This is a genomic window from Streptomyces sp. NPDC028305, assembly GCF_055569495.1.
In genome coordinates this window covers 38,241-61,562 of the sequence record NZ_JBVHTN010000009.1, presented here as the reverse complement: position 1 = coordinate 61,562, position 23,322 = coordinate 38,241, and the positions used below count along the sequence as shown (strand labels likewise).

General features: G+C 70.7%; 13 protein-coding genes. 3 read left to right on the top strand and 10 right to left on the bottom strand.

The genetic code is table 11. The features are described 5' to 3' along the window. Window position 1 precedes the first annotated feature (1 nt). The 3 genes from ACZ4WQ_RS36015 to ACZ4WQ_RS36005 form a co-directional block, all read right to left on the bottom strand. Window positions 2–7,192: an amino acid adenylation domain-containing protein gene (locus ACZ4WQ_RS36015; RefSeq protein ID WP_468022720.1), complete on the bottom strand. Its 7,191-nt coding sequence runs from the start codon at window positions 7,190–7,192 to the stop codon at window positions 2–4. A 468-nt stretch (window positions 7,193–7,660) separates the two neighbouring features. Beyond that, window positions 7,661–9,001 carry a diaminopimelate decarboxylase gene (gene lysA / locus ACZ4WQ_RS36010; protein WP_311723924.1) on the bottom strand — a complete coding sequence of 447 codons (1,341 nt, stop codon included), beginning with the start codon at window positions 8,999–9,001 and terminating at the stop codon, window positions 7,661–7,663. A 14-nt stretch (window positions 9,002–9,015) separates the two neighbouring features. Continuing rightward, on the bottom strand, window positions 9,016–9,450 hold the full coding sequence (locus ACZ4WQ_RS36005; protein WP_311723923.1) for an SAV_915 family protein: 435 nt from the start codon (window positions 9,448–9,450) through the stop codon (window positions 9,016–9,018). 325 nt (window positions 9,451–9,775) lie between these two features. Between ACZ4WQ_RS36005 and ACZ4WQ_RS36000 the strand changes: the two genes are divergently transcribed. Next, window positions 9,776–10,342, top strand: coding sequence for a universal stress protein (locus ACZ4WQ_RS36000; RefSeq protein ID WP_468022719.1), 567 nt, complete (start codon window positions 9,776–9,778; stop codon window positions 10,340–10,342). A gap of 168 nt (window positions 10,343–10,510) precedes the next feature. On the opposite strand, the gene ACZ4WQ_RS35995 is transcribed toward ACZ4WQ_RS36000, so the two are convergent. The 6 genes from ACZ4WQ_RS35995 to ACZ4WQ_RS35970 form a co-directional block, all read right to left on the bottom strand. Beyond that, window positions 10,511–11,179, bottom strand: a complete 669-nt coding sequence (locus ACZ4WQ_RS35995; protein ID WP_468022718.1) for a potassium-transporting ATPase subunit C — start codon at window positions 11,177–11,179, stop codon at window positions 10,511–10,513. Window positions 11,180–11,184: 5 nt separating this feature from the next. Next, on the bottom strand, window positions 11,185–13,317 hold the full coding sequence (gene kdpB / locus ACZ4WQ_RS35990) for a potassium-transporting ATPase subunit KdpB (protein ID WP_311723920.1): 2,133 nt from the start codon (window positions 13,315–13,317) through the stop codon (window positions 11,185–11,187). Next, window positions 13,314–14,978 (bottom strand): potassium-transporting ATPase subunit KdpA, encoded by a 1,665-nt coding sequence (gene kdpA, locus ACZ4WQ_RS35985; RefSeq protein WP_468022717.1) that lies wholly within the window; start codon window positions 14,976–14,978, stop codon window positions 13,314–13,316. The genes kdpB and kdpA overlap by 4 nt, the downstream gene beginning before the upstream one ends. 8 nt (window positions 14,979–14,986) lie before the next feature. Further along, window positions 14,987–15,076, bottom strand: a complete 90-nt coding sequence (gene kdpF, locus ACZ4WQ_RS35980; RefSeq protein ID WP_009326374.1) for a K(+)-transporting ATPase subunit F — start codon at window positions 15,074–15,076, stop codon at window positions 14,987–14,989. Between the two features lie 307 nt (window positions 15,077–15,383). Further along, a complete protein-coding gene (locus ACZ4WQ_RS35975) occupies window positions 15,384–17,852 on the bottom strand; it encodes a sensor histidine kinase (RefSeq protein WP_468022716.1) in 2,469 nt (822 codons plus the stop codon). A gap of 122 nt (window positions 17,853–17,974) precedes the next feature. Next, window positions 17,975–18,496 (bottom strand): hypothetical protein, encoded by a 522-nt coding sequence (locus ACZ4WQ_RS35970; RefSeq protein ID WP_398375210.1) that lies wholly within the window; start codon window positions 18,494–18,496, stop codon window positions 17,975–17,977. Between the two features lie 261 nt (window positions 18,497–18,757). Between ACZ4WQ_RS35970 and ACZ4WQ_RS35965 the strand changes: the two genes are divergently transcribed. Continuing rightward, a complete protein-coding gene (locus tag ACZ4WQ_RS35965) occupies window positions 18,758–19,132 on the top strand; it encodes a hypothetical protein (protein ID WP_311723917.1) in 375 nt (124 codons plus the stop codon). A gap of 28 nt (window positions 19,133–19,160) precedes the next feature. Next, window positions 19,161–21,236 (top strand): hypothetical protein, encoded by a 2,076-nt coding sequence (locus ACZ4WQ_RS35960; protein WP_468022715.1) that lies wholly within the window; start codon window positions 19,161–19,163, stop codon window positions 21,234–21,236. 52 nt (window positions 21,237–21,288) lie between these two features. Here ACZ4WQ_RS35960 and ACZ4WQ_RS35955 read toward each other — a convergent pair whose 3' ends face one another. Next, window positions 21,289–23,235 (bottom strand): potassium transporter Kup, encoded by a 1,947-nt coding sequence (locus tag ACZ4WQ_RS35955; RefSeq protein ID WP_311723913.1) that lies wholly within the window; start codon window positions 23,233–23,235, stop codon window positions 21,289–21,291. Between the last annotated feature and the right edge of the window lie 87 nt (window positions 23,236–23,322).

Genomic DNA, 23,322 nt, shown 5'->3' with positions numbered 1-23,322 from the left:
CTCAGGTGTCCCTTCGGAGATGGGTTGAGGGGTGCAGGATGTCGGCGACCGTCTTGGCCACGTGGGCGACGCCGGGCTCCTCGATCATGGAGAGGTGATCGCCGGGGATGCCGATCACCTGGATGCGGCCGGTGGTCATCCGCCGCCAGCCGTTGGTCGGCTCGTAGTGCAGGCTGCCCGCGGCGCCGTGCATGGCCTCGAGGATCGCGGGCAGCGGTTCGTCTGCCCGCAGGAGGACGATGTCCTGGTCGACGGTGTCCGGCCGGTAGTCCAGGGTGGCCAGCCAGTTCGCCCGGTAGAGGCGGAACAGGCGCCTGATGACGGTTCCGGAACTGTCGGCGGGCAATACGCCCAGGTCGACGGCGCACCGCGCGATGTGTGCGAACTTCGCGTCCAGCGTGGTGGCGTGCTCGGGCATCTCCTCCAGTGGCGAGGCGCCGCCGCGTACGGGCCAGAGCAGTTCCCAGAAGAACCAGCCGAGCAGCGCGTCCTCGGTGTACAGCTCGCGCAGTTGTGGGTTGAGGGCGACGGTGTCCAGGATCAGCACCTCGGCCCGCTCACCCGCCGCGCGGAGTTGGCAGGCCATTTCGAAGGCGACGAAACCACCGAAGGAGTAGCCGCTGATCTTGTACGGGCCTTCGGGCTGGATCCGTCTGACCGCGGTGAGGTAGCTGCGGGCCATGTCGGCGATGGTGTCCAGCGGTTCGGTGCCGGGGTCGGCGCCGGTTGCCTGGAGGGCGTACAGCGGCTGCTCGGGGTCGAGGTGTCTGGAGAAGGGCAGGAAGCACAGCACATTGCCGCCCATGGGATGGACCAGGAACAGCGGGGTCCGCGAACCCGCCGGGTTGAGCGGCACGATCGGGTCGAAGCGGGCCGGTGCCGTCGCGCCCGAGCGCAGCCGGGTGGCCATGGCGGCCACGGTCGGCGCGGCGATGAACTCCGACAGCGGGATGACGGTGCCGAAGCGCTGTTCCAGCGTGGCGATGAGCCGCATCGCGGTCAGTGAGGTGCCGCCCAGGTCGAACATGCTGTCGTGGATGCCGACTTCGGGCAGATGCAGCAGGTCCGCGAGGATCTCGGCGAGGGCCTTTTCGAGCGGGGTGCGCGGCGGGGTGGTGTCGTGGTCGGCGGGTGCCTCGAGCGGTATGGCCCGCAGGGCGGCGTCGTCCCGTTTCCCACTGGGGGTGGACGGCATGGCGGGGAGCCACTGGACGTAGGACGGCACCATGTAGTCGGGCAGCGTCTCCCGCAGCCTGCCGCGCAGCGCGCCGGTGTCCACCGTCGAGCGATCGCCGGTCAGGAAGGCCACCAGGACCGTGTCCGTGCCGGGGCGGCGGTGGGCGACGACGGCGGCTTCCGCGATGCCGGGATGGCGGGGGACGAGGTCGCGGATGGCCAGCTCCACCTCGGCCGTCTCGACCCGGAATCCGCGGACCTTGACCTGGGTGTCGGCGCGGCCGGTGCACACGATCTCGCCGCTCGGCAGCGCGAAGCCGAGGTCGCCGGAGCGGTAGAAGCGGCCGGGTGTGCCGGGCAGCGTGACGAAGCGTTCCTTGGTCAGGTCGTCGCGGCCCAGATAGCCGCGCGCGACCGAGGCGCCCCCGAGGTACAACTCGCCCGTCACACCCGGCGGCACGGGGCGCAGCCGCGGGTCCACCACGACGACCTGGGCGCCGTCGACGGCGGTGCCCACCGGGGGAAGGTCCGGGAAGTCGGCCGGCGGCCCGGTCAGGGTGTGGCGGGTCACCACATGGGTCTCGGTGGGGCCGTACTGGTTCTCCAGCACCACTCCGGGCAGGGCCGAGCACAGACGCCGGATCTCGTCGGTGATCCTCAGCTGTTCGCCGCTCGAGACGATGACGCGCAGCGCGGCCGGTGCGATGCCCAGCGCCTCGGAGGCGAGCGCCAGTTGCTGGAGGGCGATGTAGGGCAGGAAGATCCGCTCGACCCCTTCCTGGTGCATCAGGCGGACCAGGGCCGGCATGTCCCTGCGGATGTCCTCCGGCACCAGGCGGAGTGTGCCGCCCGCGCACAGGGTGGAGAAGATCTCCTGGAGGGAGACGTCGAAGCTCAGCGGGGCGTACTGGAGGGTGATGCCCTGCGAGGCGCTGCGGGCGCGATTCTGCCAGGACACGAGGCACGCCAGCGTGCGGTGGGGGATGTCGACCCCCTTGGGCCGCCCCGTGGAGCCCGAGGTGAACAGGACGCAGGCGGTGCTGTCCGGGGTGAGCGCCGGGAGGGGTGCGGCGGGCGCGTCATCGGTGGGCGGCTCGGCGATCTGCTCGAACCGTACGGTCGGCGCGTCCTGGTCGGGGAAGGCATCGTGTCGGCCGGCGACGACAAGGAAGGGGTCGGCCTCCTCGATCATGCGGGAGAGCCGTTTCGCGGGGTATCCGGTGTCCAGGGGCATGACCGCCGCCCCGGCCCGCATGATGCCGAGGATGGCGGCGATCACCTCGGGTGACCGGTCCGCGGCGACACCGACGACGGCGCCGGGCCGCACGCCCAGGGCGATCAGGTTGCGGGCCACGGTCGCGGTCACCCGGTCGAGCCGCGCGTAGGTCCATCGCTCGTCGTGCGTCGTCAGGGCGAGGGCGTGCGGGGTGCGCGCGGCCTGTTCCGCGAAGCGGTCCACCGCGCTCCGTGCCACGTCCGTGGCGGGCGGAAGCGGCTGCGGCACGGGCGTGAGGAAGTCCCAGCCGGGCTGTTCCAGGGGATGGTGGATCAGGTGGCCGAGGATGCGCGTGTAGGAGTCGGCGAAGAGCCTGACCTGATCGTGGGTGACCGTCTGTCCGTCGTTGTCGATGCGCAGCCAGATGTTCTGGTCGACGGGGTCCGTCACGGCGTTGACGAGGAGCGTGAAGTTGGTCTCCTCCACGGTGCGGAAGTCCATCAGCTCCAGCCCCGGCTCCCCCAGTGCGTCCGTGAGCTGCTGGAACCGTACATAGTTGAAGACGGTGTCGAAAAGCGGTCCACTGCCGCGTTCCTCCTGGATGGCGCTCATGGGGTAGTGGCGGTGGGGATACGCGCCCTGCTCGCGCCGGAACGCCTCCCGTACCGCCTCGAGCCAGCTGGCCTGGGCCGTGTTCACCCTCATGGGCAGGGTGTTGAGGAACAGGCCGACCATGCGCTCGGCGTGGGGGTGTTCCGGCCGGCTGTGCGCGATGAGCCCGGTCATGACGTCCTCGCGGCCGGAGAACAGTCGCAGTGTCATGCAGTGGGCGGCGAACAGCACCGACTTGACCGGCAGCGCCTGCTCGCGGGCGAACGTCCGGACGTCGTCGCCGAGCCGGGCCGGCAGGTTGAAGCGGTGCGACGCGCGTCCACTCGCGGACGACGGGGGCTGGTGCGGGCGGAACGTGCCGATCGAGACGGGCTCGCTTCCGGCGAGCTCCGCCCGCCAGTACCGGCGGTCGGCCTCCGACGCCAGGGCCCGGCGCTCGGCCAGCAGGTGTGCGGCGGGCGAGGGCAGCCGGACCTCGGGCGCCGGGGTCGGGTGCAGGCCCAGGGCGTGCCCGTAGTCGCGCAGCAGCTCGCCGATGAGGTTGGCGACGCTCGCACCGTCCAACAGGGCGTGGTGGAAGCTCAGGACCAGGTCGATCGCGGAGCGGCGGATGTGGACGCGCAGCGAGTACAGGGGCGCGGTGTCGAAGGCGTACTCGTGGTGGCGGCGTTCTTCGATGTGCCGCAGCACCTCCGTTTCCGCGTCGTCGCCGTCGCGGGACCGCAGATCGACGACTTCGAGGCCGTCCTCCATGGGAGGGTGCACCAGTTGGAGCGGTTCGGTGAACCCGGCCAGGCCGAAGCTGGTGCGCAGCGCCGGATGGCGCCGTACGAGCCCGCCGAAGGCCGCGCGGAAGTGCTGCTCGTCCCAGTCGCACCGCAGTGTGTAGCGGAACACGTCCTTGTAGAGGGAGGATCGACGCTGCTGACGGCTGTGGTAGATCAGGCCGAGTTGCATGCGAGTGAGCGGGTAGGCGTCCGAGGCCGAGCCCAGCCGTGCCCGGTCGATACCGGAGACCGTCTCGAAGGGGAGCGGTCCGCACTCGGCCACGTCGGTGGGGAATTCGTCGTGGTGGGCCCGCGCGGCCAGGCCGGCGACGGTGGAGTGCCGTACCAGGTCGGCCAGTGAGAAGCGCAGGCCGCGCTGCTCTGCCAGGGCGCGGATGCGCAGCATTTGCAGCGAGTCGCCGCCGAGCGCGTAGTAGTCGTCCTCGGCGCCCACCGGTCCGCACCGCAGCACCTCCTGCCACACGTCCGCCACGATCTCTTCGGCGGAGGTGAGCGGGCGTGAGACCGGTACGCCGCCGCGGGCCACCGGTTCCGGCAGCGCCCGGCGATCCGCCTTGCCGTTGGGCGTCAGCGGAATGCGGTCGAGCGGCACCAGCAGTGCCGGGATCATGAACTCCGGGAGCGTGTCGGCGAGATGGCGGCGGATGTCCGCGGCGGCGATCCCGTCCTCCGCGACGTAGTAGCCGACCAGATGGACACCACGCTCGTCATCGGTGCGGTCCACCACCAGGGCGTCCCGGACCCCGGGCACGGCGATCAGGGCCCCGCCGACCTCGCCCGGCTCCACGCGGTTCCCGCGGATCTTCACCTGGTCGTCGAGGCGGCCGAGGTATTCGAGCGTGCCGTCGGCGAGCCACCGCACGAGGTCACCGGTGCGGTACAGACTGCCTTCGCCGGTGAACGGGTCGGCGATGAACCGCTCCCCGGTCAGGGCGGGCCGGTTCAGATATCCCGCGGCCACCCCGGCGCCGCCGATCCACAGCTCGCCCGGGACCCCCTTGGGCTGCGGCTGCCCGTTCCGCCCCACCACATACAGACAGGTGTTGTCGATCGGCCGTCCGATGGGCACACGGCCGACGGGGCGGCCGGGCTCCCCGGGGCAGTCGTGGAACGTCACGTCGACGGTGGCCTCGGTCGGGCCGTACAGGTTCACCAGGGCCGGCGTGGCACGCTCGGCACCGTGGAAGATCCGGTTGAACCGGTCGACACGGGCGGCCGGCAGCGCCTCTCCGCTACAGAAGACCCGGCGCAGCGTCCGTGTTCCGGCGTGTACGTCCGGGTCCTGCTCCACGGCGTCGAGGAAGGCACCGAGCATGGACGGCACGAAGTGGGCGACGGTGACGCCCCGGTCGTGGATGGTCCGGCCGATCACGCGGGGGTCCTTCTCACCGCCCGGCGGCAGCAGGGCCACGCTCGCCCCCTCGATAGCCCACCAGAACAGCTCCCACACGGACACGTCGAAGGACACGGGCGTCTTCTGGAGCAGTACGTCGCCCTCGCCGATGGGGTACGCGCGCTGCATCCAGGCCAGCCGGTTGACCACCGAGTGGTGGCGGACCAGCACGCCCTTGGGCCTGCCGGTGGAACCGGAGGTGTAGATCACATACGCGAGGTCCGAGCCGTCGGCCGCCGGCTCCGGCGGGGAGTCGTCGCCATGCAGCAGGTCCGGGACGCGGTGCACGGGCACACCCGCCGCCGTCGAGATCCGTGGCTCGCTCTCGTCCGAGGTCAGGATGGCAGCCGGGCGGCTGTCGTCGAGCAGGAAGCCGATGCGCTCGCGCGGATATCCCGGGTCCACCGGGACATAGGCACCGCCCGCCTTGCCCACGCCCATCAGCGCGACGAGCAGGTCCGGGCCGCGCTCCATCATGACGGCGACCCGGTCGCCCGGGCCCACGCCGTCCGCCCGCAGCGCCCGGGCGACCTGGTTGGCGCGTGCGTCCAGTTCGGCGTAGGTCAGGGCGTCGTCGGGGCCCGGGCCCACCACGGCGATCCGCGCCGGGGCGCGGGCGGCCTGCCGCTCGAAGAGCCCGGAGAGGGTGGCGTCCCGCGGATACGCGACGCTCTCTCCCCTGCCGTGCCGGATCAGCTCCGCCCGCTCCGCGGCCGAGAGCATCGGCACCGCGGACATCGGCCCGTCCGCCATGTCCACAGCCGCTTCGAGGAGGTTTTTGAAGTGCTCCGCCATCCCTTCGACCGGGAAGTCGTCGTCGAAGACATCCGTGGCGTAATCCAGGTCGAAGCGGATTTCCGGGGAGTTGTCGAAGTCGAGCACCACCACCGAGAGGACATCCTGCTCATGGCAGGGCGATTCCATCGCCGTCTCGACATCGATGCCCGGGCCGGGGTCCGGGCGGCCGGCCCGGAGGTAGGACAAGGTGACGTCGAAAAGCTGCCGGTTTCCGCCGTCGGAATCGCGTAATCGGCGCACCACGTCCCCCAGCGCCGCCCGCTCGTGCACGCGCAGCGCGCGGGTGGCGGTCCGCGTCCGGTTGACGATGTCGCGCAGCGACATCCCATGGTGGGCGGGCAGGCGCAAGGGCAGGGTATTTGCGAAATGCCCCACCGTATCCATGAATTCCCTCGGCCGGTTCAGCACCGGAACGCCCAGGGTCACCTCTTCGGCGCGGTGCACCCGCGACAGATACGCGCCCAGCACGGTGGCGATATAGGGAAACAGCGGCAACTGGGCCTTGCGCACGCGGGCCGCCCACGAACGGTCCAGGCTGAAGGAATAACGCGCGGCTTCGCGGGGGGCGCTCGTCGGCTTCCTGGGGAACAGCGCGGGGACCGCGCCGGCGAGGGCGGAACAGTGGGCGGCCAGGTCCGCGGTGTTCTCCTCGGATCCCTGGTACGCGGCATCCCGCTCGGAGAACAAGCGGTACGACGGCGCGCTGTTCTCCGCGGCGGTGGCGCCCGCCGTCATCGACGCATAGCCGTCGAGGATCTCGGCGCTCACCTGTTTGAGCGCCCAGCCGTCCATCACCAGGTGGTGCGCGACCAGCTGGAGGTGCGTCACGCGGGCGCTCTCCACCAGGAGCACCGCCCGGACCATGGGCTGATCGCGCAGCGGCATCGGACGCTGCTGGAATGCGCGCACCCAGCGGCGGCAGGCCGCCGCCGGGTCGCCTTCCCGTGACAGGTCGGCCGTCTCCACGACGGGGATCCGGGGCTCGACCCACTGAAGAGGTGTCCCGTCCCGCTCGTCGAATCGCAGACGCAGCGCGTCATGACGCCGCAGGACCTGCTCGACGCATTGGCGGAGGACGTCGAGATTCACGTTCCCGGTGAGCTTCTCGTACAGCGAGACGTTGTACTGCGGTGATTCCTCGGATTGTGCGGCGGAGACCCATATGTCGAGTTGATATCGCGTTAAAGGGAAGGGCTCGGGCGAAGTCATTGTCACGAACTCCGGGTGAGACGATGAGGGTCGGCTACCGGTCGAACGAAAGAATGAGAAGACCGAGGTGAGGGCGCGCCAGAAGGCACCCACGGCGTTTTTCCGCGTCGGCGTAAGGGAAATCCAGTTCGTCGATGGCCGGGAAGCGCGTACGGCGGTCCCGGGTCAGGGAAGGAGAACAGGGAACTGCACTGTTCCTTGAATTTCTTCTTATCGACAGTCGGCGGATCTGCACGGAAAAGGGCGGCTCGGCGAACGTAGCTTAGCCTGCACCAGAGAAAGCGGCCACTGTGACGTGCGCCACTTTATCCTTGCGATGAACGGTGGCTGATACTCCGTTTTCAATCCCCGTCGCTTCAAACCGTGAATTCTCCCATATTTTCCGGGTGAGTTGCCGCGCATACGGGAAAACCTCCGGACGAGCACCGGGCCATTACTCGTCCGGAGGTGACCGGGGAGGTGGCGGGATTACAGGCCCACGTCGCGGCTGCGGATGTCGTCGAGGGACTCGCGGCGGACGAGGAGCCGGGCACGGCCGACGTGCACCGCGACCACGGGTGGACGGCCGACCAGGTTGTAGCCGGAGGCCATGGACAGGTGGTAGGCGCCCGCGACCGGGACTGCGAGCAGATCTCCGGGGCGCAGGTCGGCGGGGAGGTCGATGTCGGCGGCCACGATGTCCCCCGCCTCGCAGTGCCTGCCGACGACGGTCACCCGGGCCAGGTCGGCGCTGCCCTCCCTGCCGACCAGGCGCGGTGCGTACCGCACGCCGTACAGCGCGGGCCGGGGGTTGTCGCTCATGCCGCCGTCCACCGCGACAAAGGTGTGGTCGCCGGTGTGCTTCACCGTGAGCACGCGGTACAGGGCGATGCCGGCGGGGCCCACGACGGCCCGACCAGGTTCGATCATCAGGCGGGGCACGGAAAGACCGGCCGCCGCGCACGCCTGTGTCAGCTCCGCATGGACCCTGCACGCCAGCGCGGTCAGGTCCAGACGCCTCTCACCGGGACGGTAGGCGATTCCGTGGCCGCCGCCGAGGTCGAGTTCGGGCAGGACGAGGCCGTGCTGCTCGTGCAGCCGGGCCATGAGGCCGACCATGCGCCGTACAGCGGTCAGATACGGCTTCACGCTGGTGATCTGCGAGCCCAGATGGCAGTGCAGGCCGGTCAGTTCGAGCTGCGGCTGATCGAGGATCCGGGCGATGGCGTGCTGGGCGTAGCCGTCGGAGACGGACACACCGAACTTCTGGTCCTCGGTGCCGGTGCGGATCTTCTGGTGGCCGCCCGCGCCGATACCGGGCACCACGCGGACCATCACCTTCTGGTGGCCCTCCGGCCCTACCGCGGCGGCGAGCCGGGCGATCTCCGACGGGCTGTCGATGACGATGCGGCCCACGCCGAGGCGCAGTGCCAGCTCCAGATCGTGCGGCGTCTTGGCGTTGCCGTGCAGGACCATGCGCTCGGGCGGGAAGCCGCTGGTGACGGCGAGTTCCAGCTCTCCTGCGGAACACACGTCGAGGCCGAGGCCCTCCTCGTCCACCCAGTGGATCATGGCCCGGCACAGAAACGCCTTGGCCGCGTACAGCACTTCGGCGTCGGGAAAGGCATGCCGGTAGGTGCGGCAGCGTTCGCGCACCTCGGCCTCGTCGAGGACGTAGACCGGGGTGCCGAAGTGTTCCGCCACTTCGGCGAGGGGCACCCCGCCGACGGTCAGGTCACCGGGCCGGGGCTCGGTGGCAGAGGCCGGCCACACCGACAGGGCGTCGGCGCTCGCGGTGGTGGTGACGTGCGGCTCGTGAACCGTGGTCATGGTGTGCTCCTCGCTCAGCCGAGCCACAGCGACAGCGCCGACACGAGGGCGGCGGCGCCGGTCACCCGCAGCGCGCCGACGGCCCGCGGATCCCAGGTGTCCGGGCGCGAACCGCGCGCGGCAGGCCGATCCGGACTGTGGACCGCCTCGCCACCGGGGATCGGCGCCGGGGCGCTGAACTGCGGGTCCACGGTCACGGTGGTGACCCCGAGCGGTGCGGTCAGCGCCCGCAGGGCGGGCTCGGAGAGCCTGATCCACGGCTGGTCCGCGCCGAGCGTGGCCAACAGCGCGCGCTCGGAGGTGAAGCCGACAGCCGTACGGTCGCCGAGGGGGGTGCGGAACAGCCGGGTCACGCACCCCCTCGGGCCCGGCCGGACAGGAACGTGCAGCAGTCCGGCCGGGAAACGATCGGCGGGCTCAGGGTCTTCGTCGTACTGGATGTCCGTCACGGAATGCCTCCTGGAGGATCCGAGGTGGTTGAACGGAATGAGCTGGGTCGGCCCCGGACGCGGGGAGGCCGACCGGGGCTCACCCACGACGCTACGCCCGGCCGCCCCCTCCCCCGGACGCCTCCTGACGGGATGCTGACGGAGTTCGGGGAATCGCTGACGGAACGCTGACGCCCCGGGTGGGCGCCCCGGGTACGGCCATCAGAAGCATGCCAAGGAATGGTCCGCGGGCTGTCGCGGAGCCCCGTCCTGGAGTGGGATGGCCACGGTCGCATGGTGAATCGCCCGCGGAGACCGTCCGTGGGCCGTGAGGAACGGTGACGTGATGTCGGAGTCCGACGCGCCCTGGCCCGCTCGTGTGGTGGTAGGGGTGAGCGGCTCGCTGGGGAGTCACACCGCGCTGTGCCGGGCCGCCCGCGAGGCCCGGCGCCGGAACGCCGAACTGTGGCCGGTCCTCGCCTGGGAACCGCCCGGCGGGGAGCTCGGGGCGCGCCGGACGGCGGCCGCTTCCCCCTGCACCGTCGACTGGCAGTGCCTCGCCCGGGAGCGGCTGCTCGCCGCACTCGACGACGTGTTCGACGCCGCTGGTCCCGGAGTGGCTCTCCACCCCCTCGTCGCCCGTGGCGCCCCTGGCCGGGCGCTGGTGGAGATCGCCGACCGCGAGGACGACGTCCTGGTCGTCGGCGCCGGACGGCGTGGCCGCCTGCGCCGAGCGCTGAGCCGCTCGGTCAGCCGCTACTGTCTCGCGCACGCGACCTGTTCCGTCCTCGCGGTGCCGCCGTCGCCGCTGGCGGCCCAGCTGGCGTCCGTCCATCGCCGCAACGCCTGGCGGTGGCGCCTGGACACACGGCGGCTGGAGGGCCCGGCCGAAGCCCTGCCGCCCGACGCCTGAGGCCTCTCTTGCCCACCAGGTGGGCCAGGCAGTCGGCGTGCGGGATCTGCTCCAGGCCGCGCAGCATGTTCTCGTTTCCGTTGAACAGTTTGGTGATACGCCGTAGGGAGCCGACGATTCCGGAACGTGTCCGGGCCGTCGGCTCCCTCCGCCGTTCGACTGAGCGCGTCAGCTCTTCGCCACGAGGCCCTTGAGGGCGATGTTCAGCTCGAGCACGTTCACCCGGGGCTCGCCGATGAAGCCGAGGGTGCGGCCCTCGGTGTGCTCATCGACCAGCTTCCGCACCTGGGAGACGGACAGGCCGTTCCTCTCGGCGACGCGGTGGACCTGGAGGTCGGCGTAGTCCCGGGAGATGTCCGGGTCCAGGCCCGAGCCGGATGAGGTCACCGCCTCGGCGGGCACATCGGACGGCTCGACCCTGTGGCCGGGCACCGAGTTGTCCTTGACGACTGCGGCCTTGGCGTCCTTCACCCACTGGATGAGCTCCTCGTTGTCCGCGGAGCGGTTGGTGGCGCCGGAGAGGATGAGCTTGTACTGGGTGTTGACGCTGTTGCTGCCGAGGCCGTTCTGCGGGCGGCCCTGGAACCACTTGAGGTCGGGCTCCGGCGTTTCCTGGCCCTTCTTCAGCGGCAGGTTGTAGGACTGCCCGATCAGGGACGAGCCGACGACCTTCCCGTCCGCCGTGATCTCGGAGCCGTTCGCCTTGTCGCTGAACAGCCCCTGGGCGAGGCCGGTGATGACCAGCGGATAGATGACGCCCGTCACCAGGGTCAGCATGAGGAGGGCGCGCAAGCCCGCGCCCAGCAGCCGGGCGGTGTTCTTCAGGGAGTTGTTCATGTCCTTCAGCCGATCCCGGGGATGAGCGAGATGAGCAGGTCGATGAGTTTGATGCCGATGAAGGGCGCGACGAGCCCGCCGAGGCCGTAGATGGTGAGGTTGCGGCGGAGCATCTTGTCGGCGCTGACCGGGCGGTACTGGACTCCGCGCAGAGCCAGCGGCACCAGCGCGATGATGATCAGCGCGTTGAAGATGACCGCGGACAGGATCGCGGAGTCGGGCGAGGACAGGCCCATGATGTTGAGCTTGTCCAGCCCCGGATAGACCGCCGCGAACAGGGCCGGGATGATCGCGAAGTACTTGGCGACGTCGTTGGCTATGGAGAACGTCGTCAGGGCGCCCCGGGTGATCAGGAGTTGCTTGCCGATCTCGACGATCTCGATGAGCTTGGTCGGGTTGGAGTCGAGGTCGACCATGTTGCCGGCCTCTTTGGCCGCCGAGGTGCCGGTGTTCATCGCCACGCCGACGTCCGCCTGCGCCAGCGCGGGCGCGTCGTTCGTACCGTCACCGGTCATCGCGACCAGCTTGCCGCCCGCCTGCTCGCGCTTGATGAGGGCCATCTTGTCCTCGGGGGTGGCCTCGGCGAGGAAGTCGTCGACGCCTGCCTCCTCGGCGATCGCCTTGGCCGTCAGCGGGTTGTCACCGGTGATCATGACGGTCTTGATGCCCATGCGGCGCAGTTCCTCGAACCGCTCGCGCATGCCCTCCTTGACGACGTCCTTGAGGTGGATGACACCGAGGATCCGGGCGCCCTGATCGTCTCGGACCGCGACCAGCAGGGGCGTACCGCCCGCCTCCGAGATCCGGTTGGCGATCTCGTCCGCGTCCTTCGCGACCGTGCCGCCCTGCTTCTGGACCCAGGCGACGACCGAACCGGCGGCGCCCTTGCGGACCTTCCTGCCGTCGACGTCGACGCCCGACATACGGGTCTGGGCGGTGAAGGCGACCCACTCGGCATCGGTCAGCTCGCCCTGGTGCCGCTCGCGCAGCCCGTACTTCTCCTTCGCGAGGACGACGATGGAACGGCCCTCGGGTGTCTCGTCGGCCAGCGACGACAGCTGCGCGGCGTCCGCGACCTCGGCCTCCGTGGTGCCGCGCACCGGCACGAACTCCGCTGCCTGGCGGTTGCCGAGGGTGATGGTGCCGGTCTTGTCGAGCAGCAGGGTGGACACATCACCGGCGGCCTCGACGGCCCGGCCGGACATGGCGAGCACATTGCGCTGGACCAGCCGGTCCATGCCGGCGATGCCGATCGCGGACAGCAGCGCGCCGATCGTGGTGGGAATGAGGCAGACCAGCAGGGCCACCAGCACGACCATGGTCAGGTCCTTGCCCGCGTAGTCGGCGAACGGCGGCAACGTGGCGCACGCGAGAAGGAACACGATCGTCAGGGACGCGAGCAGGATGTTCAGCGCGATCTCGTTGGGCGTCTTCTGCCGGGCCGCGCCCTCGACGAGATTGATCATCCGGTCGATGAAGGTCTCGCCCGGCTTCGTCGTGATCTTGATGACGATGCGGTCGGAGAGCACCTTCGTTCCGCCGGTGACGGCGCTGCGATCGCCGCCCGACTCGCGGATGACGGGTGCCGACTCGCCGGTGATGGCCGACTCGTCCACCGAGGCGACGCCCTCGGCGACGTCGCCGTCGCCGGGGATGATGTCGCCCGCCTCGCACACGACCAGGTCGCCTATTCTCAGCTCGGTGCCCGGCACCCGCTCTTCCGTGGCACCGCTGAGCCGGCGTGCGACCGTGTCGGTCTTCGCCTTGCGCAGGGTGTCGGCCTGCGCCTTGCCGCGCCCCTCGGCGACCGCCTCCGCGAGGTTCGCGAAGACCACGGTCAGCCACAGCCAGGCGCTGATCGCCCAGCCGAACCAGTCGGTCGGGTCCTGACACGAGAACACCGTCGTCAGGACCGAGCCGACCAGCACCACGAACATCACGGGCGACTTGACCATCACCCGCGGGTCGAGCTTGCGGAAGGCGTCCGGCAGCGACCTGACGAGCTGCCCGGGGTCGAACAGGCCCGCGCCGACACGGCCCTCGGCGGGCCTGTGCCCGGTGGGTACATCGCTGTGCGGCGCCCGGGTCGGAGTGGCTGTGGACATCGGGTCCTCGTGCTTCTTGGTATCGGTGGTCATGCCGCCATCCCCTCGGCGAGCGGGCCCAGCGCGAGCGCCGGGAAGTACGTCAGCCCGGTGATGATCAGGATCGCGCCCACCAACAGGCCGGTGAACAGCGGCTTCTCGGTCCGCAGGGTGCCCGCGGTGGCCGGAACGGGCTTCTGCTCCGCGAGCGAGCCCGCCAGCGCCAACACGAACACCATCGGTATGAACCGGCCGAGCAGCATCGCCAGGCCGATCGTGGTGTTGAACCACTGCGTGTCCGCGTTCAGGCCGGCGAAGGCGGAACCGTTGTTGTTGGCCCCGGATGTGTAGGCGTAGAGGATCTCGGAGAACCCGTGCGCCCCGCTGTTCGTCATGGAGTTGCCCGGGGTCGGCAGGGCCATCGCCGCGGCCGTGAAGACGAGCACCAGGGTGGGGGTCACCAGGATGTACAGGGCGGCCAGCTTGATCTCGCGGGTGCCGATCTTCTTGCCCAGGTACTCGGGCGTGCGGCCGACCATCAGTCCCGCGATGAACACCGCGATGATCGCCATGATCAGCATGCCGTAGAGGCCGGAGCCCACACCGCCGGGCGCGATCTCGCCCAGCATCATGCCGAGCATGGTGATGCCGCCGCCCAGGCCGGTGAACGAGGAGTGGAAGGAGTCCACCGCGCCGGTCGAGGTGAGCGTGGTCGCCACCGCGAAGATCGACGAGCCGCCGACACCGAAGCGGACCTCCTTGCCCTCCATCGCCCCGCCCGCGATCTCGAGCGCCGGGCCGCGGTGGGCGAACTCCGTCCACATCATCAGCGCCGTGAAGCCGATCCAGATGGTGACCATCGTCGCGAGGATCGCGCACCCCTGCTTCACCGAGCCGACCAGGACGCCGAACGTCCGGGTCAGCGAGAACGGGATCACCAGGATCAGGAAGATCTCGAAGAGGTTGGTGAACGGGGTGGGGTTCTCGAACGGGTGGGCGCTGTTGGCGTTGAAGATGCCGCCGCCGTTGGTGCCCACCTCCTTGATGGCCTCCGTCGAGGCGACCGCGCCCCCGTTCCACTGCTGTGAGCCGCCCATGAACTGGCCGACCTCGTGGATGCCGGAGAAGTTCTGGATCGCGCCGCACGCCACCAGGACGACAGCCGCGATCGCGGCGACCGGCACCAGGATGCGGACCGTGCCGCGCACCAGGTCGGCCCAGAAGTTGCCCAGCTCACCGGTGCGCGAACGGGCGAAGCCGCGCACCAGCGCCACGGCCACCGCCATGCCCACCGCGGCCGAGACGAAGTTCTGCACGGCCAGACCGGCGGTCTGTACGACATGGCCCATGGCCTGCTCGCCGTAGTACGACTGCCAGTTGGTGTTGGTCACGAACGACGCGGCCGTGTTGAACGCCTGGTCCGGGTCGATCGAGGCGAAGCCGAGCGAGCCGGGCAGCACACCCTGAAGCCGCTGGAGCAGATACAGAAACAGCACACCGGCCGCGGAGAAGGCCAGCACACCGCGCAGATACGCGTGCCAGCGCATCTCGGTGTCGGGGTTGGCACCGATCCCCTTGTAGATCCACTTCTCGACCCGCAGGTGCTTGTCGGAGGAGTAGACCCGGGCCATGTAGTTGCCGAGGGGGATGTGGACGAGCGCCAGCGCCGCTACGAGCGCGATCAGCTGGAGCACGCCGGCGAGAACGGGACTCATGACGGGGCTCAGAACCTCTCCGGGAAGATCAGGGCGAGGACGAGATAGCCCAGCAGGGCGACGGCCACGACGAGGCCGACCACATTTTCGGCGGTCACAGCTTCGTCACCCCCTTGGCGACGAGAGCCACGAGCGCGAACACCGCGATCGTGGTGACGACGAAGGCCACGTCGGCCATCGCGAGCTCCTAGTGAGATTCGAACGAGAATGACAAGCACGGACGAATCGAGGAAAGCGCCTTTGTGGCTGGTTTCGGCCGTCGTTGACGGCGCTCTTACGGCCGCCCGCGCAGCCTTGACGCGTCCCTTACGGCCGCCGCTTCGGGCCCCGACCGCCGCTTTGACGCATCCCTGACGCGCGTGTGGCGCACACCACCGGGATGGGGGCGGCCAGGCGGCCACGGAGCTACCGGGAGTACGCCGCCCGCTCCGCGAACGGCAGGGAGAGCACCATCGTCAGGCCGCCGCCGGGGGTGTCCTCGGGGACGAGCGTGCCGTCCATCGCCTCGGTCAGGCCCTTGGACAGAGCCAGCCCCAGGCCGAGTCCTGTGGTGTTGTCGGTGTCGCCCAGCCGCTGGAACGGTTCGAAGATCCGGTCCCGGCCGGTCCGCGGCAGGCCGGGACCGCGGTCGACGACACGCAGCTCGACCCGGCCCGCGTGGGCGCCGGCGGTCAGGACGACCTTGCCGCCGGGCGGGGTGTGGCGGGCGGCGTTTTCGACCAGGTTGGCGATCACGCGCTCCAGCAGGGGCGGGTCGGCCAGGACGGCGGGGATCTCTTCCAGCTCCCCCACCTCGACGTCCGGGGTGTCGGCCAGCACCGCCGGGAGAACCTCTTCGAGCATGGTGCCGCGCAGTTCGAGGGTGAGAACGCCGGCCTGGAGACGGCTGAGGTCCAGCAGGTTCTCCACGAGCCGGCTGAGCTTGGCGAGGGACTCGTCGGCAGTGGCGAGCAGCTCCTGGCGGTCCTCGTCCGAGAACTCCACATCCCGGCCGCGCAGCGAGGTCACGGCCGCCCGGCCCGCGGCGAGCGGCGTGCGCAGATCGTGCCCGACGGCCCGCAGCAGTGCCGTACGCATCCGGTCGGCGGCCTTGATCGGCTCTATCTCGGCCGCGGCCTCGGCGAGCCGGGCCCGCTCGACGGCGGAGCCGACATGCGCGGCGAACGCGGCCAGCACGCGCCGTTCGGAGGACGGGAGGGGACGGCCGCGCAGCACGAGGAAGGCTCCTGGGCCCGCGGGCACGGCTGTCACGCCCTCCCCGTCGGGCGGCTGCTCCTGGACGAGGTCCGCCGACTCCATGCCGAAGGTCTCCCGCGTACGCTCCAGCAGCGCCGGAATGGTCGCCCCGCCCCGCACGATCGTCCCGGCCAGGGACGACATGGTCTCCGCCGCCGCGGTGGCGCGGGCCGAGCGTCGCGAGAGCCGCAGGGAGCGGTCGACCACGCCCGCGACGGTGGCGGCGACGATCGCGAACACGGCGAGCGCCGGCATGGCGTCGGGGTTGTCGAGGGTGAAGGCACCGATCGGCGGGATGAACCAGTAGTTCAGCAGCAGGGACGCCGTCACCGACGCGATCACCGCCGAGGCCACCCCGCCGATGCACGCCACGCCCACCACCGTGAGCAGGAACAGCAGCGTCTCACTGGTGAGGTTGAACGTGTCGCGCACCTGGTCGAGGAAGACGGTGAGCAGCACGGGCAGGACCAGGCCGGCCAGCAGACCCGCGACCCGACGGGGCCCGCCGAGCGTCCTGCGCCGGGACGGCAGCAGCATGCCGCGTCCGGCCCGCTCATGGGCGACCGTGTGGACGTCGATGTCCCCGGACAGCCCGACCACCGTCTCGCCGGTGCCACGCCCGCCGAGGAACCGCTCGATCCGTCCGCGCCGACTCGTGCCCAGCACCAGCTGGGTGGCGTGTTCGGCCCGGGCGAACTCGACCAGAGCGGTGGCCACATCGTCCCCGACCACCGAGTGATAGCTGCCGCCGAGCTCCTCCACCAGCCGGCGCTGCCGGGCGAGCGAGGCGTGCGAGGCACCGGCGGCGAGCCCGTCGCTGCGGGTGATGTGCACGGCGAGCAGATCGCCGCCCGCGGACCGGTCGGCGATCCGGGCCGCCCGCCGGATCAGGGTGTCCCCCTCGGGCCCGCCGGTGAGCCCGACGAGCACCCGCTCCCGGGTCTCCCGCACCCTGCCTGTGGCGTCCTCGGCGCGGTACGTCCGAAGCGCCTCGTCGACCCGGTCGGCCACCCACAGCAGGGCGAGTTGCCGCAGGGCGGTCAAGTTTCCGGGCCGGAAGCGGTTGGCCATGGCGGCGTCGATCTCCTCGGGGGCGTAGATGTTGCCGTGCGCCATGCGACGGCGCAGCCCCTCGGGCTCCATGTCCACCAGCTCGATCTGCCGGGCCCGCCGGACGACCTCATCGGGGACGGTCTCGCCCTGCGGCGCCCTGGTGATCCTCTCGACGACATCGTTGAGGGACGCCAGATGCTGGATGTCGACCGCGGTGATGACGTCGATGCCCGCGGCGAGCAGTTCCTCGACGTCCTGCCAGCGCTTGGCGTTGCGACCGCCGGGCACGTTGCTGTGCTCGAACTCGTCCACGATCGCGACCTGGGGGCGGCGCGCGAGCACCGCGGCGAGGTCCATCTCCGCGAAGTCCCGGCCACGGTGGACGCGGTGGGCGCGCGGCACGACCTCCAGGCCGTCGAGCATCGCCTCCGTACGGGGCCGCCCGTGGCACTCCACGAACCCGACCACCACGTCGGCGCCGCGCGACGCCCGGCTGCGGCCCTCCTCGAGCATGCGGCAGGTCTTGCCCACGCCGGGGGCCGCCCCGAGATAGACCTTGAGCCGTCCAGCCCGTACGTCACTCATCAGCCCTCAGCAAAGCGTCGGTTCGCGCCCCGGCCGTGGATCTTGACGCTTCTCTTGCGCTGCGCGCGGAGAGATTGACACCGCCTTGACGAGGCCCGGTCGGCCATGTCCGGCGGATCTCTCTACTCCAGCCCGGAGGCCCTGAACACGTCCCGGGCCGTTCCCCCGTCGATGCGCTCGCCCAGTTGCCACAGGGTGCTCACGCCGTACCGCAGGGTGCCGCGCTCGCGCGAGCGGCGGGCCCCGGCGTCCAGCCGGTGCCACAGCAGCGAATTGGCGACCAGGATCTCGGGGTCGAGGGCCACCGAGCCGCCGTACGCGTCCCGCAGGACGAGGCGGGTGGCGATGGCGCCGTCCCGCCGCACCGAAACCAGGGCGTCGGTGCACACCCTGCGCTCGCGTACGAGGCCACGCACCGCGAGCCACCCGTCGCCCGCGCTCACCCGTGGCGGCCGCAGCGCGATGAGCACCAGCACCCCCAGCACGGCCCACAGATCGGCGCGCGCCACGGTGAGCCCGCCCGAGCCCCAGTCGAGCAGGAGCGTCAGCCCGGCGAACCCCAGTGCGCAGAATCCCGCGCACCGGGCGTCCGGCCGCCAGTGGCAGTCACCGGTCGTGCCGTCGGGCCTGGCTCCCCTCTCCATGCGGTTCACGTGAGGCACGGTGCGCGGCAGTGCGCCCGGCCGGGCACCGAGACTGACGCCGCCCTGACGCCGTGGCGCCCATCCTTGACACCGCTCTGACGCCCGACCCGCACGATGTGTTCGGGGGCGTCAGAGCGCCGTCAATGTTGGCCGCCGCGAGCGTTATCAAGTCGTCAGAGTTGCCGAACGGCGTCGGCGAGCGCCGTCGGCGCTGCGTAGCGTGTTCCGCCATGACCATGAGATCGAGGGGGGACGGCGCATATGTCGTTCGATGACGAATGGCAGCGGGCCAAGGCCCTGGTGGCCGGGCGGGACGACTTGGGGCGGGTGGGTCACGCCGCGTACCGATTGCACGGCGGGCTGCGCGCCGCCGGTCGGCACGCGAAGGTCAACAGCGAGGCCGCGGGGGCCGAACTCGCCAAGGACCACTTCGCGACCGGCTCCGCGCTCACCAGGCTCGCGGACACCTGGCAGACGCAGGTGGACACGCTGCTGGAGGCGTGTGCCCATATCTCCAACCACCTGGACCACTCCGCCACGCGCTACCGCGAAGAGGACGCCAAGATCGAGACCGGGATGCACGACGCGCGCAGGCGGCTGATGACCCCGTCCCGGATCGCCGAGTACTACCGCTAGAGCGACGAGAGGCACGAGGGACACGGGGATGACCGAGCTGACGTTCGAGCACGTCCTGCACGCGCGTCTGAGCAGGCTCAATGACGCGGTCGAGGACTGGTCGGCCATGATCACCAAGCTGGAGGAGCTGGCCGACGAGGCCCGGAGCGGGCTGAAGGCCCGGTCGGACACGGCCCGCTGGGAGGGCGCGAACGCCGCAGTGACCAGGCCGTTCGTCGACAAGACCGCCCAGGAGTTCGAGGACGCGCTCACCCAGGCCACCAGCATCCGCAACGTCCTGCGCGACGCGCTGGCCGCCTTCACCGCCGCCAAGGAGGCGCTGCGGCAGATCGCGGACCACCCTCCCACCAGGGTGACGATCTGGCCCGACGGTGTCGTCGTACGCTCCCTGCACCCCGACCGGCGTGGCACGGGCAACACCGACCCCGGCCCGTCCGCCGAGACCGTGGACGCCGTACGGGACCGGATCAAGCACGCCGTCGACCAGGCAGCCGAGGCCGACGAGACGGTGGCACGAGCGCTCGACGACATCCTGGCCGGGCACCCGTACGACTTCGGCAGCGACCACTACACCTCCCTCGAGGACTACCGGCGGCAGGACCGCGAGCAGGCGGCCAGGGACGCCGACGCCGCCCTCGCACTGGCCGCCCAGGGCGCCTCGCTGACCGACGCGCGGTTGGCCCGGCTCGACTCGCTGCTCGCGGCCAACAGGGACGACCCCGTCTTCGCCGAGCGCTTCGCCACCGGTCTGGGCGCCCGGTCCACGCTCGACTTCTACGCGGCCCTCACCGACCCGCGCCGGTCCCCGCGTCCCGGCGGCGCACGCGTGAAGGAGCTCGGCGAGATACAGAAACACCTCGGGCTGGTGCTGGCCCAGGCGTCGCACAGCGACAGCCCGCGGATGCGCGCGTGGAAGAGGGAGGTCATCGATCTCGGCCCGCGGGTGCTCGACCTGCCCGACCACCAGAGCGCGTACGGCTTCCAGGTCATGAGCAACCTGATGCGCGACGGCGTGTACGACAAGCGCTTCCTCAGCGACTACGGCAACGCCCTGGTCGGAACGGACCGGGCCATGAAGGTGCCGCGCAACTTCTGGAACGGGCCGCTCGTCCAGAACAACCATCTCGACTTCGGCGCCGGCACCGACTTCGGCCGCGACCCCATGACCGGCTTCCTCAAAGCGCTCGGCCACCACCCCGCGGCCGCCACGGAGTTCTTCGCCACCACCGCGCCACGGGACAACGCCCAGTACCTCCTCCGGGACCGCCCCGCCTTCCCGGACGGCCCGCCCGGCGACCCCGTCGCGAGCCGGGACGCCACCGGCGCGGCGCTCTTCGCCGCGGTCACGGGCCTGGACCCGGACGACAGGAACGCGCCCTTCGTGGAACACACCACCGACCACCGAAGGGTCCTGGAGCGCTCACTCGGCTATCTCGCGCAGACGGGAGACGGCTTCCCACCGGAGATGCGGGACGACATGGCGAAGGTCCTCGCCAACCACGGCGACGAGGTGCATCGCGCCGCCGGCGCCCTCGACCCCGGATCCAGCCCGCTGGACCGCGCACAGCTGCTGGAGGTGGCCAAGCAGATCTCGCGGGACCAGGACGCGTACGGCGTTCTCAACGAGGGCCTCAACCGCGAGATGGTCCGCGACATCCACGCGGACGGCACCGGCGGCACGGGCGATCCGCGGGAGACGCTGCTGCGGGCCGGGCACACGGTCGGCTTCCTGGAGGAGGCCCGCTGTCTGGCGCTGGAGACCGGCAAAGAGGACCCCTCGTGGAAGGCGAAATGGGGCTACCACCTCGTCGGCGGAGCGGCCAACTTCATCCCCGGCGTCGGCGACATCGCCCAGCGCGGCGTCGACGCGGTCGCGTACGCCTGGCAGCAGGAGGAGCAGCGGCGGATCCACGAGAAGCTGAGCGCCGACAACAGCGAGACCTTCACGGTGCGGGAGGGGCTGCTGGCGGCGCTGGCCGACGAGTGGGCCAAGGCCAACCCGGGCCACCCGGACGCGGACGCCCCCTACATCCTGAGGAACGACATCGGCGGCGCGGCGTACGACGGCAACGGCCGGGCGAAGGGCCTGGCGGGTGTCCGGTGACGCCGCCGACCGCGTTCCGAGCCCCGGACCGCCCTCGGCGGCCGGCGCGCGCCTACACCTCGATGCGCGAGCCCATGATGACCGTGCGGTCGCGGGGAAGGCCGAAGTACTCGGCGGCGTCGGCCGTGATGTAGGAGGTGGCGATGAACAGCCGCTTGCGCCAGGGCGCCATCGTTGTGGCCGTCCCGCGCCGGAGCTCGATCTTCGACAGGAAGTAGGACGCCTCGTCGAGCCGCAACCGCCCCTCGGTCCGGGCCGGATCGAGCATCGCCAGCGTGCCGGGCGCGTCCGGCGTCTCCATGTAGCCGAACCGGGCGGCGACATAGACGATCCCGTCGTCGGCGTAGCCGAGGTCGTCGATGACGGTCCGCTCGTCGGCGGGGACGCGGGGCACGGGCTCGGTCTCGATGGACAGGATCACGACGTGGTCGTGGCGCACGTGGTTGTGCTGAACGTTGGCCCGCAGGGCCAGTGGCGCGGTCTGCCTGCCCCGGTTGAGGAAGACCGCCGTGCCGGGGACCCGGAGCAGCGTCGCTCTCCCGCCGCGGAGCTGTTCGATGAACTCGCTCAGCGAGCCCTCGAGCCGTACCCGCTCCGCGGTGACGAGCTCACGGCCGCGCTGCCAGGTCGTCATGATGGTGAACACCGTGAGGCCGATCAGCAGCGGCAGCCATGCGCCGTGGACGAGCTTGGTCAGGTTGGCCGCCACGAACAGCAGGTCCACGAGGAGCAGCGCGGTCGCGCCGATGGTGAGCAGCCAGACGGGCGTGCCCCACTTGGCGCGGGCGACGTGGAAGAACAGCAGGGTGGTGATGGTGATGGTGCCGGTGACCGCCATGCCGAACGCGAAGGCCAGCGCCGTGGAACTGCGGAAGGCGAAGATCAGGGTGAGGACCGAGACCATCAGCAGCCAGTTGACCCAGGGGACATAGACCTGGCCCATGGTGGACTCGGAGGTGTACGCGATCCGCAGCCTCGGCAGATAGCCGAGCTGGGCGGCCTGTGAGGCCACCGAGTACGCGCCGGTGATCACCGCCTGGGAGGCGATCACCGTCGCCGCCGTGGCCAGCAGGACCATAGGCAGCCGTCCCCAGTCGGGTGTGAGCAGGAAGAACGGGCTGCTGATGTTGCGCGGATCGGCGAGGATCAGGGCGCCCTGGCCGAGGTAGCTCAGCACGCACGCCGGGAAGACGAGGACCAGCCAGGCGCGGGTGATCGACCGGCGGCCGAAGTGGCCCATGTCGGCGTAGAGCGCCTCGGCGCCGGTGACCGCGAGCACGACCGCGGCCAGGGCGAAGAAGGCGGTGCCGAAATGGCCGTACAGAAAGCCCAGGGCGTACGTCGGCGACAGCGCCCTGAGGATCTCCGGGTGGTCGGCGATGCCGAGGACACCGCATGCGCCGATGGCCAGGAACCAGGCGATCATCACCGGCCCGAACACCCGGCCCACCGCCGCGGTTCCCCTGCGCTGCACCACGAACAGGACCACGATGATCGCCGCTGTGATCGGCACGACCGCGCTTTCCAGCGACGACTCGACGACCTTGAGCCCCTCGACCGCGGACAGCACCGAGATCGCCGGGGTGATCATGCTGTCGCCGAAGAACAGCGACGCGCCGAGGATGCCCAGCGCGGCCAGTGCGGCGGTGGCGCGCCGGCCCTGCTGTGAGTTCCACCGTCGCAGCAGCGTGATCAGCGCCATGATGCCGCCCTCGCCGTCGTTGTCGGCGCGCATCGCCAGCAGCACATAGGTGACCATCACGATGATCACCACCGACCAGAACACGAGCGACACCACCCCGTACACGTTCTCCGTGGTGACCGGGACGGGGTGTGGGTCGCTCGGGTTGAACACGGTCTGGAGGGTGTAGATCGGGCTGGTTCCGATGTCGCCGAAGACCACCCCGAGCGCGCCGACCACCAGCCCGAGACGCGCCGTGTCGTACGCGCTCGGCCGACGAGCCTCCGGCGGCAGCGCCGCGGAACCGCGATCGACCATCGTGTTCCTCCTCCGCGTGGGCTGCCGCGCCGCGGGCCTGGTGCCTTGGAGCGGACGATACCGATCCCACCGCGCGACGGGTCGGAT

Bases quoted from the DNA above. Each gene is read 5' to 3' on its own strand.
- ACZ4WQ_RS35970 (WP_398375210.1), bottom strand. From the start codon at position 18,496: ATGGAGAGGGGAGCCAGGCCCGACGGCACGACCGGTGACTGCCACTGG.
- lysA (WP_311723924.1), bottom strand. From the start codon at position 9,001: ATGACCACGGTTCACGAGCCGCACGTCACCACCACCGCGAGCGCCGAC.
- ACZ4WQ_RS36015 (WP_468022720.1), bottom strand. From the start codon at position 7,192: ATGACTTCGCCCGAGCCCTTCCCTTTAACGCGATATCAACTCGACATA.
- ACZ4WQ_RS35955 (WP_311723913.1), bottom strand. From the start codon at position 23,235: ATGGTCGATCGCGGTTCCGCGGCGCTGCCGCCGGAGGCTCGTCGGCCG.
- ACZ4WQ_RS35975 (WP_468022716.1), bottom strand. From the start codon at position 17,852: ATGAGTGACGTACGGGCTGGACGGCTCAAGGTCTATCTCGGGGCGGCC.
- kdpB (WP_311723920.1), bottom strand. From the start codon at position 13,317: ATGACCACCGATACCAAGAAGCACGAGGACCCGATGTCCACAGCCACT.
- ACZ4WQ_RS36000 (WP_468022719.1), top strand. From the start codon at position 9,776: ATGTCGGAGTCCGACGCGCCCTGGCCCGCTCGTGTGGTGGTAGGGGTG.
- ACZ4WQ_RS35995 (WP_468022718.1), bottom strand. From the start codon at position 11,179: ATGAACAACTCCCTGAAGAACACCGCCCGGCTGCTGGGCGCGGGCTTG.
- kdpA (WP_468022717.1), bottom strand. From the start codon at position 14,978: ATGAGTCCCGTTCTCGCCGGCGTGCTCCAGCTGATCGCGCTCGTAGCG.
- ACZ4WQ_RS35960 (WP_468022715.1), top strand. From the start codon at position 19,161: ATGACCGAGCTGACGTTCGAGCACGTCCTGCACGCGCGTCTGAGCAGG.
- ACZ4WQ_RS35965 (WP_311723917.1), top strand. From the start codon at position 18,758: ATGTCGTTCGATGACGAATGGCAGCGGGCCAAGGCCCTGGTGGCCGGG.